This is a genomic window from Actinomadura alba (assembly GCF_014323705.1).
Classification (GTDB): Bacteria; Actinomycetota; Actinomycetes; order Streptosporangiales; family Streptosporangiaceae; genus Actinomadura_C; species Actinomadura_C alba.
In genome coordinates this window covers 1-13,050 of the sequence record NZ_JABVEC010000071.1, presented here as the reverse complement: position 1 = coordinate 13,050, position 13,050 = coordinate 1, and the positions used below count along the sequence as shown (strand labels likewise).

The 13,050-nt window shown below is 71.6% G+C and carries 12 protein-coding genes; 3 read left to right on the top strand and 9 right to left on the bottom strand.

Features of this window, described 5'->3' with window-relative positions; genetic code table 11:
- Positions 1-155: 155 nt before the first annotated feature.
- The 4 genes from recN to HKK74_RS38525 all read right to left on the bottom strand — a co-directional run bounded on the left by recN (position 156) and on the right by HKK74_RS38525 (position 4,014).
- The gene (gene recN / locus HKK74_RS38540) at positions 156-1,853 is read right to left on the bottom strand and encodes a DNA repair protein RecN (protein ID WP_187248387.1); all 1,698 of its coding nucleotides are present in this window, start codon (positions 1,851-1,853) and stop codon (positions 156-158) included.
- A 91-nt stretch (positions 1,854-1,944) separates the two neighbouring features.
- Positions 1,945-2,850, bottom strand: a complete 906-nt coding sequence (locus HKK74_RS38535; RefSeq protein WP_187248386.1) for an NAD kinase — start codon at positions 2,848-2,850, stop codon at positions 1,945-1,947.
- A 10-nt stretch (positions 2,851-2,860) separates the two neighbouring features.
- Positions 2,861-3,661, bottom strand: coding sequence for a TlyA family RNA methyltransferase (locus tag HKK74_RS38530; RefSeq protein ID WP_187248385.1), 801 nt, complete (start codon positions 3,659-3,661; stop codon positions 2,861-2,863).
- Complete coding sequence (locus HKK74_RS38525) at positions 3,658-4,014, bottom strand: hypothetical protein (protein WP_187248384.1); 357 nt, start codon at positions 4,012-4,014, stop codon at positions 3,658-3,660. The genes HKK74_RS38530 and HKK74_RS38525 overlap by 4 nt, the downstream gene beginning before the upstream one ends.
- A 121-nt stretch (positions 4,015-4,135) precedes the next feature.
- On the opposite strand from HKK74_RS38525, the gene HKK74_RS38520 reads away from it, so the two are divergent.
- On the top strand, positions 4,136-4,477 hold the full coding sequence (locus HKK74_RS38520) for an SCP2 sterol-binding domain-containing protein (RefSeq protein WP_187248383.1): 342 nt from the start codon (positions 4,136-4,138) through the stop codon (positions 4,475-4,477).
- A gap of 60 nt (positions 4,478-4,537) precedes the next feature.
- Here HKK74_RS38520 and HKK74_RS38515 read toward each other — a convergent pair whose 3' ends face one another.
- The 3 genes from HKK74_RS38515 to HKK74_RS38505 all read right to left on the bottom strand — a co-directional run bounded on the left by HKK74_RS38515 (position 4,538) and on the right by HKK74_RS38505 (position 7,371).
- Positions 4,538-5,605, bottom strand: coding sequence for a glycerophosphodiester phosphodiesterase family protein (locus HKK74_RS38515; protein WP_187248382.1), 1,068 nt, complete (start codon positions 5,603-5,605; stop codon positions 4,538-4,540).
- A 167-nt stretch (positions 5,606-5,772) separates the two neighbouring features.
- Positions 5,773-6,885 carry an HAD-IIA family hydrolase gene (locus HKK74_RS38510; RefSeq protein ID WP_187248381.1) on the bottom strand — a complete coding sequence of 371 codons (1,113 nt, stop codon included), beginning with the start codon at positions 6,883-6,885 and terminating at the stop codon, positions 5,773-5,775.
- An 18-nt stretch (positions 6,886-6,903) separates the two neighbouring features.
- Positions 6,904-7,371: a tetratricopeptide repeat protein gene (locus HKK74_RS38505; RefSeq protein WP_187248380.1), complete on the bottom strand. Its 468-nt coding sequence runs from the start codon at positions 7,369-7,371 to the stop codon at positions 6,904-6,906.
- A gap of 71 nt (positions 7,372-7,442) precedes the next feature.
- On the opposite strand from HKK74_RS38505, the gene HKK74_RS38500 reads away from it, so the two are divergent.
- On the top strand, positions 7,443-8,789 hold the full coding sequence (locus HKK74_RS38500; RefSeq protein WP_187248379.1) for a DUF1015 family protein: 1,347 nt from the start codon (positions 7,443-7,445) through the stop codon (positions 8,787-8,789).
- Between the two features lie 142 nt (positions 8,790-8,931).
- Here HKK74_RS38500 and HKK74_RS38495 read toward each other — a convergent pair whose 3' ends face one another.
- Positions 8,932-9,300: a single-stranded DNA-binding protein gene (locus HKK74_RS38495; protein WP_187248378.1), complete on the bottom strand. Its 369-nt coding sequence runs from the start codon at positions 9,298-9,300 to the stop codon at positions 8,932-8,934.
- Between the two features lie 437 nt (positions 9,301-9,737).
- Between HKK74_RS38495 and HKK74_RS38490 the strand changes: the two genes are divergently transcribed.
- Positions 9,738-10,676, top strand: a complete 939-nt coding sequence (locus HKK74_RS38490; protein ID WP_187248377.1) for an MBL fold metallo-hydrolase — start codon at positions 9,738-9,740, stop codon at positions 10,674-10,676.
- Between the two features lie 222 nt (positions 10,677-10,898).
- Here HKK74_RS38490 and HKK74_RS38485 read toward each other — a convergent pair whose 3' ends face one another.
- Positions 10,899-11,921, bottom strand: coding sequence for a tetratricopeptide repeat protein (locus tag HKK74_RS38485; protein WP_312882199.1), 1,023 nt, complete (start codon positions 11,919-11,921; stop codon positions 10,899-10,901).
- Positions 11,922-13,050: the final 1,129 nt, after the last annotated feature.

Genomic DNA, 13,050 nt, shown 5'->3' with positions numbered 1-13,050 from the left:
GAAGCCGCCATCTCCAAGGCCCGCGAGCCGCCGAGCGGAGCGAGGCAGGGCAACAGGGCACGAGCGAGCACGCGACGAGGGAAGCCGCCATCTCCAAGGCCCGCGAGGCGCCGAGCGCAGCGAGGCAAAGAAACAGGGCCGAGCGGATCGTGCGATCACGGCTCCGCGGCGGCGAGCGCGAGCAACTCCTCGGCGTGCGCGCGGCCCAGCTCGGAGTCCTCCAGCCCGGCGAGCATCCGGGACAGCTCACGTACCCGCCCGTCCCGGTCGAGCGTGATGACGCCGCTGCGGGTGACCGTGCCGTCGTTGGACTTCTCCACCAGCAGATGCTGGTCGGCGAACGCGGCGACCTGCGGCAGGTGCGTCACGACGATCACTTGCGCGTTGCGGGACAGCCGGGCCAGCCGGCGGCCGATCTCGACCGCCGCCTTGCCGCCGACCCCGGCGTCGACCTCGTCGAACACGAAGGTGGGCACCGGATCGGCACCGGCGAAGACGACCTCGATCGCGAGCATGACCCGCGACAGCTCGCCGCCGGAGGCGCCCTTGTTCAGCGGTAGCGGCGGAGCGCCGGGGTGCGCCGCCAGGCGCAGCTCCACCTCATCGGCGCCGTGCGCGCCGAAATCGCCGGTCGGGGTGACGGAGACCACGATGCGGGCGTGCGGCATGGCCAGCGCGGTGAGCTCCTCGGTGACGGCGACCGAGAACCGCTCCGCCGCCCGGGTGCGCACCGAGGTGAGCTCTCCGGCGAGCTCACCGAGGCGCTCGGTGAGCTCGCCGTACTCGACCTGCAGCTCTTCGATCCGCTCGTCGTCCCCGTCGAGCTCGGTGATCCGCTGCACGGACGTCTTCGCCCAGTCGAGCACGTCGTCGATGCTGGTGCCGTACCTGCGGGTCAGCGCCGTCAGCGCCGCCCTGCGCTCCTGTACGGCGGCGAGCCGGACCGGATCGGCCTCGACCGACTCGGCGTAGGCGGCGAGTTCGCCGCCTACGTCGGAGAGCAGGTAGCCGGCCTCGGCGAGCCGGTCGGCGAGCGCCGCGAGCGCCGGATCGTGGTCGCGGACCACTTCGATGGCGTTGCGGGCCGACCCGAGCAGCCCGACGGCGTCCGCGGCGGCGACGACGGCGTCGGGGTCGCCGAGCAGTGCCTCGTGCGCGGTGGTCGCGGCGGTGCGGAGGGCGTCGGCGTGGCCCAGTCGCTCTTCCTCGGTCGCGAGCTCGACGTCCTCGCCCGGCTTCGGATCGACCTTCTCGATCTCCCCGAGCCCGAACTTCAGCGCGTCGGCCTCCTGGGCCCGTTCGCGCGACCGTGTGGTGAGCTCCTCGAGCAGCGCGCCGACCTGGCGATGCCGCTGGTAGGCGGAGGTGTAGGCGCGCAGCGGCTTGGTCAGCTCGTCGCCGGCGTAGCGGTCGAGGGCCGCCCGCTGCCGGCCCACCTGCAGCAGCCGCTGCTGGTCGGCCTGCCCGTGCACGGCCACCAGGTCGTCGGCGAGGTTGATGAGCACGCTCACCGGGGTGGACCGGCCGCCGAGGTGGGCCCGCGAACGCCCCTCGGCCGACACCGAACGGGTGATGATGAGGGCACCGTCGTCGAGTTCACCGCCCGCCTCCTCGACGCGCTCGACGACCTTGCCGCCGGGGTCGACGACGATGCGGCCCTCGACGGTGGCGCGCTCGGCACCGGGTCGTACCCGCTGCGGATCGGCCCGCCCGCCGAACAGCAGTCCCAGGCTGGTGACGACCATGGTCTTGCCCGCCCCTGTCTCGCCCGTCACGACGTTGAACCCCGGGGACAGCTCCAGCACGGCCTCGTCGATCACGCCGAGACCCTGGATTCGTACCTCTTCGACCATCGGCCGCACGTGGTACCCCCTATCCGGATCACACTTCGTACCCCGACGGTTTCGGGGGGTCACGGGGCCCGGCGCCCCATTCCAGGTGAGGTTATCGCTCTTGTGTGCGAGGGCGCCCCCGCCAGCCGGTCACCGGCAGCCCGAACTTCGTCACGAGCCGGTCGGTGAAGGGGGTGCGGTGGAGCCGGGCCAGCCGCACCGGTGTCTCGCCGCGGCGCACCTCGACCCGTGATCCCGGCGCCAGATCGCCGGTGCGCCGGCCATCGCACCACAGTGCCGCGCGGGACGTCTCGGGTATCACCTCGATGGCGACGACCGACCTCGGCGAGACCACCATCGGCCGGGCGAACAGGGCATGGGCGCTGATCGGGACGACCAGCATCGCCTCGACCTCCGGCCAGACGACCGGCCCGCCCGCCGAGAAGGCGTAGGCCGTCGATCCGGTGGGCGTCGCGACGACCACGCCGTCACAGCCCCAGTGCGACAGCGGCCGGCCGTCGATCTCGACGACCACCTCGAGCATCCGCTCGCGCGACGCCTTCTCGACGGTCACCTCGTTGAGCGCCCAGGTCGTCGCGGTGACGGCGCCGTCCTGGCGCACGGTCACCTCGACCGTCATCCGCTCCTCGACCTCGTACTGCTGGCCGACCACCTTCTCGACGGTGGCGGCGAGGTCGGCCCGCTCGGCCTCCGCGAGGAAGCCGACGTGGCCGAGGTTGACCCCGAGCAGCGGGGTGCCCGTCGGCCGGGCCAGCTCGGCGGCCCGCAGCAGGCTGCCGTCACCGCCGAGCACGATCACCATCTCGGCGTCCTCGGCCGCCGCCGCCGAGGTCGACATGACGTCGACGTCCGCGCACGCGAGATCCTCGGCCTCGGCGTCGAGCACCCGCACGGCGATGCCGGCCTCACTGAGCCGCTCGATGACCAGCTGGGCACTGCGCACCGCTCCCGGCCGTCCGGTGTGCGTCACGATCAGCACTGATCGTTTGTCGCTCATCGGCTCACGCTCATTGAGGTCCCTCCTCGATCGCCTTCGCCAGGTCGCGCTCGTCCAGCGGCGGCGCACCGGCCCGAAGCCAAAGGAAATACTCCACATTGCCGGACGGCCCCGGCAGCGGGCTCGCCGTGACGCCCAGGACGCCGAGACCCAGCGTGAGGGCGTGGCCGGCCACGCCCCTGACGGCATCGGCGCGCAGCGCCGGGTCTCTGACGACACCACCGGCGCCCACGTGGTCCTTGCCCACCTCGAACTGGGGCTTCACCATCATCACGTAGTCGGCGTCCGGGGTCACGCAGCCATGGATCGGCGCGAGCACGAGCCGGAGCGAGATGAACGACAGATCCGCGACGACCAGATTCGGCGGCTCGGGGCCCACGTGGGCCGGCGTCAGGTCGCGGAGGTTCAGCCGCTCGACCACGGTCACCCGGTCGTCGGTCCGCAGCGACCAGGCGATCTGGCCGTAGCCGACGTCGACGGCGACCACATGCGCCGCCCCGGCCCGCAGGAGCACGTCGGTGAACCCGCCCGTGGACGCTCCCGCGTCGAGGCACCGCCGGCCCCTGGGGTCGAGATCGGCGAAGGCGCGCAGGGCCCCGGCGAGCTTGTGACCGCCCCGGGAGACGTACTCGGGGCCGCTGTCGGCCGCGTCGACGACGATCGCCGCACCGGTCTCGACCTGGGAGGCGGCCTTGCCCGCGGTGTTCCCCTGGACGCGGACGCGGCCGGCGCCGATCAGCTCACCGGCCTGCTCGCGGGACCGGGCCAGCCCCCGCCGCACCAGCTCGGCGTCGAGTCTTCGACGCGTCATGGCCGTGGCGGCGTCGGCGCCGGGCCGTCCTGGTCGATCGAGGACAGCACGTCCTGGAGCCGCTGGTGCACCTCGCGGAAGATCTCGACGTGCCCGGACACGGGCGCCCGGCCGAGCGCGCCGAGCGGCGTGAGCGCCTCGTCGACCCGCTCGTCACCGGTCGGTGCGGCGGTGGACGGGGGCCGGCCGGCACCGATGCCGCCGGGGGCACCGTACGGACCACCGGACGCGCCACCGGACGCGCCGCCGTCCCCCCCGATCGGGTCACCGCCCGGAACGTGGCCGCGTGGAACGTCTCCGCCTGGAACGGGGCCGCCCGGAACGTGCCCGCCGGCACTTCGTGAATCCTCCACGCCCATCACCGTCTTCGCCTCCCGATCAACGACCGCGTGCCGCGAGTCGCTTCCAGCTCACTGGGAACGCTACCGTCACGAGACGACAACGTTGCCGACAGGAGCGGAGAACGGCCCGACCATGGCGAACGAGGAGGAATGCCGAAAGGCGCTCGAGCAGATCGCCGCACGCCTCGGCGAAGTGGACAAGACGGACTTCGCCGAGCATGTCGTCGAGCGGACGATCAGCTGCCGCATCCCGGATCTCGAGCTCGCCTTCGAGACCCGGATCCACGACGGCGGACTGGATCCTTTCCGGCGGACCGACGACGCGAAATCGGCCCAGGTACGGGTGACGGCGAAGAGCGACGATCTCGTGGCGCTGGCCAATGACGAGCTGAAGGCGGCGAAGGCCTGGGCGTCCGGCCGCCTCAAGATCGAGGCCAACATCTTCGACCTGCTCCGGCTCCGCAAACTGCTCTGAAGCCGCAGAGGCGGCCGGACCGGCCGGGAAGGCCGATCGGCCGCCGCCGGCGGGCGCCGGTTACCGGCGCGGCGCGCGATAGCCCTTCGGCAGCGCGAAGCCGTTCTCGGACATCACCTTGCGAAGCCGGTCCGGATAGTCGGTGATGATGCCGTCCACCCCGTCGTCGATGAGCTTGTTCATGGTGGCCTCATCGTCGATCGTCCACGGGACCACCTTGATCCCGGCGCGATGGGCCCGGGTCACCATCTCCTTGGTCGTGTACGGCTCGTAGCCGGGATCGTTGATCGTCCCGTTCTGCGGGAACCCGTGCACCGGCGAGAACGCGTCGGCGCCGAAGGAGCGGATCGCCGTGATCGGGTCGCCGCCGAAGTCGTCGATGTCGATCCCGCCGAGCCAGGGCGACCGGCCGGGCTGACCGGTCTGCAGGAAGTCGCGGTTGGTCAGCGCCACGATGGGCAGGCGCGGCTCGACCCGCCGCATCCGCATCAGCGCACCCCAGTCGAAGCTCTGGATGGTGACCTGGCCGAGTATGCGGGCGCGCCGGATCTCCCGGGAGGTCACCTGCACGAACTGCTCTCGCGGCGCCGTCTCACTCGGGGCACCCGCCTCGACCTTCGTTTCCACGTTGAGCCTGACACCGTGCGCGCGGTAGCGCTTGACCAGGTCGAACACCTCGCTGAGCAGGGGCATCCGGGCGCCCGGGGCGGACCGCTGGGCCGGGAACTCGCTCAGCGTCCGGCTGCCGCAGTCCATCGTCCTGACCTGCTTCAGCGTCAGAGTGTTGATGTACTTGCCGACGTAGGGGAACTCGGGGTCTCCAGGAGCGACGGGGGCGGTGTCCTGGCACTTGCGGGCGTTGATCTGCCGATCGTGGGTGACCACCGCCTCGCCGTCCTCGGTGATCTGCACGTCGAGCTCGAGGGTGCTCACTCCGAGCCGCAGAGCGTTCTCGAAGGCGGGCAGCGTGCTCTCGACGACCAGGCCCAGTCCTCCGCGATGGGCCTGCAGGTCGAACGCGTGCCGGTGCCGCGAAGGCGTGGAGCCCGCCACGGCGACACCGGGAGCGGCCACCACGGGGGTCAACGCCAGCACGGCGGCGACGAGGCCATTGCGCCAACTGGTCATCAAGATCGCGTTCCTTCCTGGGTGTACGGGGGTTTCGCCCGGAACGCTTTACCGAGAACGAGGGCAGCAGTGATGCGTCAGATGAGCATAAAACAAAGGCCTTTTGACCATTTGCCGATCAAAGGGTTCGGGCACGGGCCCGCGGCTTGGGGGGCGAACGCGGACGGTCAGCCGAAGCCGAGGTGGTCGAGCGCCTGCCGCACCGCGGCCGGCTCGGCCGGTTCCTCGGCCCGCCACGCGGCGGCGCAGAGCGCCCGGAGCCCGTCGTAGCCGTCGCCGCCGGCGCCGTGGCGGTCGCCCGTGCGGTCGCCGCCATCGTCACTGTCGTCAATGTCGCGGCCGTCGCCGCCCCCGTCGCCGTCGCCGTCGCCTTCGTGGCGCGAGACGACGACGGTCTCGCCGGTCCACCGCGCCGTCCAGCCACCGCAGGTGTAGGAGTCCCCCTCGGGGCCGGGTGAGCGCCGGACCTCCGGATGGGACGTCAGCAGGCCCGACAGATCCGCCGCGAGATAGGTCGGCCGGTGCTCGGGGACCGCGGTGACCGCCGCGAGCGCGTCGGTGACCCCGGTCAGGACCAGCAGGCTGTCGGCGCCGCCGTTGTGCGCGCCTTCGATGTCGGTGTCGAGCCGGTCGCCCACCACCAGCGGCCGTTCCGCGCCGGTGCGCATGACCGCCTCGCGGTGGAGCGGCCGTTCGGGCTTGCCCGTGATGATCGGGTCGACGCCGGTGGCGGTCCTGATCACCTGGATCAGTGCCCCGTTGCCCGGCCGGGGCGGCCCGCTCTCGCCGGGGATGGTGAGATCACCGTTGGAGGCCAGGAACAGGGCGCCGTCGGAGACGGCCTGAGCGCCCTCGGCGATGAGCCCGTACGACAGGTTCGGGTCATAGCCCTGCACCACGGCCGCCGGGCGGTCCGCGGCCGTGGACACCGGCCGCAGGCCCTGCCCGTGCAGGGCGTGCCGCAGGCCCATGCCGCCGACCACCAGGACCGGTGAACCCGCCGGGAGCCGCTCGGCGAGGAGGCGCGCCGCCGCCTGCGCCGAGGTCACCACGTCGTCGGGGGCGGCGGGCACACCGAGCCGGGTGAGCAGATCGGCGACGGCACCCGGGGTGCGGAAGGCGTTGTTGGTGACGAAGGCCAGCCGCTGACCGGCCGCCCGTGCCTTGCCGAGCGCGTCGGCGGCACCCGGCACCGGCCGGTGGCCGACGTAGACCACCCCGTCGAGATCGAGCAGCGCGACGTCGTAGGCCTCGCTCAGCGGACGGTCACAGGGTCGCATTTCGTCCACGCTAGCGGATCATCTCCGGGCGTTCAGCGTCGCCCGGGCATGCCGCAGCGCGTTGGTGTAGTGCTTGTTGTCCGGGCGCATCGCCGCCGCCAGTGCCAGATGCTCCACCGCCGACTCGAAGTCCCCGAGCCGGCTCAGCGCCAGCCCGAGCCCGAACAACGCGTAGTCCTCGGAGGGGTTGTGCTCGACGATCGACCGAAAGCTGTCCGCCGCGTCCGCGAACCGCTTCGCGCCGTACTGTGCCCGCGCCAGTGCCTCCAGGATGCTGCGCGAGGACGGTTCGGCCTCGGCGGCACGCTGGAGGAGCTGGACGGCGGCGGCCGGGCTACCGGTGCTCAGCAGGTCCAGGCCACGCCGGTACCACTCGTACACGCCGCCGCTGGGCTCGGCCGACGACGCTTCACATACTTCGCCGTTGTCCTCCCGGCCGCGATCCTCACCGGGGGAATCCGCGGGTCCGTCCGGACCTTTTACCATCTGTGGGCCTCCCTTATCACTCCGATCATGCCCGGTCCCGGCGGCGAAGCGCCTTCCCGCCACCCATTACCATGCCCCCAGTGGATGACGATCTCCCCTCCGGCCGTACCCCGGCGGAGTTCAGCGCCCGGATCTTCGGTGCGTACGAGCGGAACGGCGACGCCGGCTTGGAGCTGGCGCCGTTCCGCGGTGTGCGCTTCGCGCCCGGCACCGTCGACCTCGCGGCCGTCACGACCCCGCCGTACGACCTGATCGGCGAGGACGAGATGCGGCGACTGCTGGACAGCGACGCGCGCAACATCGTGCGGCTGATCCTGCCCTGGGACGGTGTCAGCGACCCGGGCACCTGTTACGGAGAGGCCGCCGATCTGCTGCGCCGCTGGCTGGCCGACGGCACGCTGGTCACGGACGCCGAACCGGCGCTGTACGTGTACGAGGAGCGCAACGCGAACTCCCTGCAGCGCGGGCTCATCGGGGCCCTCGGGCTCCGGCCCGAATCGGCCAGGGTGGTGCTCCCGCACGAAGACGTCTTCCCCGGCCCGGTCCGCGACAGGCTGCGGCTCATGGCGGCCACGCAGGCCAACCTGGAGCCGATCTTCCTTCTGTACGAGGGCGGCGGCGACGCCGGCCGGCTCGTCGACGAGACCGCCGCCTCGGCCGAACCGGACGTTCAGGTGACCGTCGACGACGGGCTCACGCACCGGCTGTGGCGGGTGACCGACCCCGCCGTACAGGCCCGGATCTCGGCGGACCTCCGGGATCGGCAGGCACTGATCGCCGACGGCCACCACCGGTACGCGACCTACCGGGCGCTGCAAGCCCGGCACCACGCCGCCGGCGACGGCACCGGGCCGTGGGACCACGGGCTGGCGCTGCTGGTCGACTCGACCCGTTATCCGCCGCACCTCGGCGCCATCCACCGGGTGCTTCCCGGGCTCGCCCCCGCCGCCGCGATCGAAGGTGCCAAGGCGGTCTTCCGCGTCACGGACCTCCCGGGCACCCTGCACGGTGCGCTCGAAGCGCTGCGCGACGCCTCGGGCCCGGCCTTCCTGCTCGGCGGCGGCGCGGGACTCCACCTGCTCACCGATCCAGACCCGATGCGGCTGAAGCAGGCCATGCCGGCCGGGCACTCGGACCGGTGGCGGCGGCTCGACACCGCCATCCTGGACCGGCTGCTCATCGAACAGGTCTGGGGAATCGCCGAGAGCGAGAAGACCGTCGAGATCGTGCACCACGACGCCGCCGCGGCGATCGAACAGGCACGCCGCAACGGCGGAACCGCCGCCATCCTCAACCCGCTCCGGGTCGAGGACGTCCTGGCCCTCGCGGCCGGCGGGGAACGGGTCCCACGCAAGTCGACGTCGTTCGGGCCCAAGCCGCGCACGGGACTGATCCTGCGCCTGTTCGACGCGGGCTGAGCACCGGGCCGGGTGTGGTCGCACGGCCAACCGCCGATCACACCCGGTGCCGCGCGGTGCCACGCCGGTCGGTATGACGCCGCGCGGCGCGACGCGCCAGGCCCGTTCCGCCGGGTGCACGCGACGCGATCGGTGTCGCCGGCTATCCGCCGGCGTCGTGCCCGACCCCGCTGATCTCGGGTGCCACGGCCACCAGATCGGCCTCGCGGACCTCGATCTCACAACGGCTGGCGGTGGCTCCGGACATCGTCCGCCAGAAGCGCCGCCGGATGGCTCCACGCACCTCGATCAGGTCGCCGTGCCGCCAGTCCGAGGTGAGGTAGCGGAACCGCTCGTCGTACGAAACGCAGTCGATCGTGTCGACGACCTTCTGCCGATGCCTGGTCTCAGGGGGCCGTTCGACCACCAACCGCCATTCGACGACCGTGTCGCCGCTGGGTAAGGGCTTGCACTCGACCCCGCCGGACAACCTGCCGACGAGCGCCACATCGTTGACGTACGGATGCGTCATCCCGTGCTCCTTCCGGTCCACCGCTCCGGTCGGAGCGGTCCGACCCACCATGAAACAGCGGGGCCGGCCCGCGACACCCCTTCTGACGCCTGTGGATAACTCCATCCGCAGCGAGCCGCCACGCGACCACGTGACGGCCGGGGCGAGGGAGAACCCACGGCACGATCGAGGTCTACTATGAGCACGTGCCGGTGGGCTCCTGGACCACCGTGAAGTGTGAAGGCGGTGACAGTGGAGGTACGGCTCCTCCCCCGGCGCCTCCGGGAAGGGGCGGCCCGGCCGGTGGCGGCGACCCGTCGAACTCGGAACCGATCCGTCCTCCCGGATGTCCCGGCACGCGCGATCGCGGGGCGACCCGGGGTGGGTCCAGGCGACCGGAGAGCGTCCGTGGCCCTCACCACCATCACCCTGCCGACCCACCCGAGTGGAGTGAGGCGATGAGCCCGCGACCCAAGGTCACGCCGCTCGGCGATGACGTCTACGAGATCGATACCCGGATGGCCGGCCATACCGGTATCACGGCGGGATATCTGATCCTCGGCGACCGTCCGTGTCTGGTCGAGCCGGGCACCGCCGGGTCCGCGCCGGTCGTACGCGAGGCGCTCACCTCACTCGGCGTCGGGCCGTCCGATCTCTCGACCGTCGTCGTGACGCACATCCACCTCGACCACGCCGGCGGGGTCGGCGACATGGCCGAGGCCTATCCGGCCGCCGAGATCGTCGTGCATGAGAAGGGCGCCCGTCACCTGGCCGCCCCGGAGCGGCTGATGCGCAGCGCGCGGATGGTGTACGGCGATCTGCTCGACGAACTGTTCGGCGAGCTCAAGCCGACCGACGCCGCCCGCATCCGGGCCGTCGAGGACACCGGCGTGATCGACCTGGGCGGTGGGCGGCGGCTGGAATCCCACTACTCACCCGGGCATGCCAAGCACCACGTGGGCCTGCTCGACTCGCTGACCGGGGATCTCTACGTGGGTGACGCCGCCGGCATCTACATTCCCGAGACGGCCGACGTCCGCCCCGCGACACCGCCTCCGGACTTCGACATGGACACGGCCCTGGCGTCGCTGGAGAAGTTCAAGGCTCTCGGGCCGAAGCGGCTGCTGTTCGCCCACTACGGCCCGGTGGCGGCCGTCACCGAGACGCTGGACCGATCCGCCGAGGAACTGCGGCTCTGGGTCGAGACCGTGCGGAAGGCGCATGACGAGAGCTTGGACATCGACCACGCCGTGGCGATGGTGCGGGACCGCACCGACGGCCGCTACAAGGCGTACGGTCCGGACGCGGACCCCGCGCTGACGGAGAAGTACGAGCTGCTCAACAGCACCGCCGGCAACGTCGCGGGAATCATGCACTCGTTCGGCAAACTGGCCTGACCGGCCGCGTCGCCCTCAGGGCCGGCTTCGGCTCGTTTCCGCCGAGATGTGCAGGGATGGGCACCCGCGCTCGCACCGGAAGCCCGTCGGGCGGGGAACGTACGACCGCGAACTTCTGCATGATCACGACCGAAGCCTCTTCCGCGGTGATCTTGCAGAGGTTCGCGCTGGGACGGGCCCGGTAGCGCGGACCAGTGCAAGATCACCGCGGAAGAGATCGGATCATGCCGTGGGGCCGGTGTCCTTCGAATCATCGTCCGCATCGTCGTCGGCGAACTCGGCTTCCAGAAACTCAGGTGGATCCACCGGTGACCCGGCCTTCGTATCGGCCGCCTTCTCGTCCGGCGTACCCGGCCCGGCTCCTTGCTCGTCCGGAACCTCGGATTCCGCGTCCACCGGCGGCTCGGGGGCCTCGAAGGTGGGCACCGCCGGCTCGACACCTGCTGAGTCCGGCATCTCGGTGCTCACCTCTTCGAGCTGGACGGCCTCGAACTCCGCGGCCTCGGACTCGATCGACTCCGCGTCGATGATCTCCAGGCCCTCGAGATCGGCATGACGCTCGGCGGCGTCGGTCTCACCGTCCCGGTCAGCCGCGGCCGCCCTGGCGAACCAGTCACGGGCCTCGTCCTCACGGTCGGCGTCGAGCAACGCGTCCGCGTACGCGTAGAACAGCCGCGCCGACCACGGTCGCAGTCGGCGATCCTTGAGTTCCGGGATCTGCAGCGCGACCACCGCGGCGTCGTACTGACCCAGGTCACGGCGCGCGCCGGACTCGACCATGCGCAGCTCGATGCGCTCGTCATGCTCGAGACCCTTCACATTCGCCGACTTGGCGATGTCCAAGGCACGCTCGGGGCGGCCGAGGCCGCGCTCGCAGTCAGCCATGACCGCCAAGTAGGCGTCATCCCGGCCCGCGAGCCGTCGGGCGGCACGCAACTCGGCCAGGGCGTCCGACCACTCGCCCGCGTGGTAGGCGGCGAAACCGCAGGCTTCGCGTACCAGCCCCACGCGTGAGGCGACTCGCCTGGCCGCTCGCGCGTGGCCGTAGGCGGCGGTGCTGTCCTCATCGACCAGGCGCCCGGCCATGACGAGGTGTCTCGCCACCCGGGTCGCGAGATCCTTCGGCAGGGTTCTCAGCTCATCGCGGGCGAACTCGTCGAGCTCATCGCCTGTGACGTCGTCCGGCAGAATCGGGTCGTCATGGGCAGGACGCGGCCGGTCACGATCATCGGCCGGCCCGCGCACAGTGGATCGCTCCGCCGACCCTCCGTAGGGGCGCCGGGTACCGGCGCGCTCGGGTTGGTCCGTCCGAGGGCGGAAGTCGCCCCGGTTCCCCGATCTCTGGTCAGGAGAGCCGCCGCGAGACCGGTCACCACGGCCTTCCGGCGGACCGCCGTAGCGCCGCTCACCGGAGCGCTCACCACGCGGGGGACCCGAGCGCCGATCGCCCGAGCGGTCCTGCCGGGGACCCCCGGAACGGTCATCCCGCGAACCCTGGGCACCGTCTCTGCGCGAATCCCCGAACCGCCGCTCACCCGAACGCTCACCACGCGGAGCACCAGAACGCCGATCCCGAGAACCACCGAAACGGTCCCCGCCAGAACCGTCCCCACGATCGTTACGCGGAGCCGAATAACGCCGCTCACCCGAACGGTCGTCCCCCGAACCCTGCGCACCGTCTCTGCGCGAATCCCCGAACCGCCGCTCACCCGAACGCTCACCACGCGGAGCACCAGAACGCCGATCCCGAGAACCACCGAAACGATCGCCGCCAGAACCATCTCCGCGATCGTTACGCGGAGCCGAATAACGCCGCTCACCCGAACGGTCATCACGCGAACCGCTGAACCCGCCGCCCCGCGGCCCCCCGGACCGATCCTCGCGGGGCCCGCTGGAGCGTCGCTCACCGGACTGGCCGGAACGATCCCCCCGGGGCCCGCCGAAACGATCCCGAGGTCCGCTCTTGAACGAGCGTTCACCCCGCGGAGATCCGCCGGTCCGCCCCTGACCTCGCGTGTCGTCACGGCCTTCGCGCGGTCGCTGACCACCTTCACCGCGGCGTTCTCCGCCGTTGCGCTTGTCGTCACGTGGATTCTGGCGACCAGTCCAGCCGCCCGACCTACGCTGTCCCGAAGCTCCTCCAGTGCCGCGTGATTCCCCGGGCCCACCGCGCCCAGCCGGCCTCCCACGTCCACCGTTGTTGGCCTGCCGTCCGTCGCGCCGCTCACGATCGTTGTCGCGGCGGTCGTCGTCTTGCCCGCTCATCACGTCCTGCACTGTCGTCTGCTAGTGGGATGGACCTCTTCATCCTGTCAGGTCCAGGACATGCGTCGAGGGCCGCCCCCGTTTTACGGGGAGCGACCCTCGGCATGGT

Bases quoted from the DNA above. Each gene is read 5' to 3' on its own strand.
- recN (WP_187248387.1), bottom strand. From the start codon at position 1,853: ATGGTCGAAGAGGTACGAATCCAGGGTCTCGGCGTGATCGACGAGGCC.
- HKK74_RS38535 (WP_187248386.1), bottom strand. From the start codon at position 2,850: ATGAGCGACAAACGATCAGTGCTGATCGTGACGCACACCGGACGGCCG.
- HKK74_RS38530 (WP_187248385.1), bottom strand. From the start codon at position 3,661: ATGACGCGTCGAAGACTCGACGCCGAGCTGGTGCGGCGGGGGCTGGCC.
- HKK74_RS38520 (WP_187248383.1), top strand. From the start codon at position 4,136: ATGGCGAACGAGGAGGAATGCCGAAAGGCGCTCGAGCAGATCGCCGCA.
- HKK74_RS38515 (WP_187248382.1), bottom strand. From the start codon at position 5,605: ATGACCAGTTGGCGCAATGGCCTCGTCGCCGCCGTGCTGGCGTTGACC.
- HKK74_RS38510 (WP_187248381.1), bottom strand. From the start codon at position 6,885: ATGCGACCCTGTGACCGTCCGCTGAGCGAGGCCTACGACGTCGCGCTG.
- HKK74_RS38505 (WP_187248380.1), bottom strand. From the start codon at position 7,371: ATGGTAAAAGGTCCGGACGGACCCGCGGATTCCCCCGGTGAGGATCGC.
- HKK74_RS38500 (WP_187248379.1), top strand. From the start codon at position 7,443: ATGCCCCCAGTGGATGACGATCTCCCCTCCGGCCGTACCCCGGCGGAG.
- HKK74_RS38495 (WP_187248378.1), bottom strand. From the start codon at position 9,300: ATGACGCATCCGTACGTCAACGATGTGGCGCTCGTCGGCAGGTTGTCC.
- HKK74_RS38490 (WP_187248377.1), top strand. From the start codon at position 9,738: ATGAGCCCGCGACCCAAGGTCACGCCGCTCGGCGATGACGTCTACGAG.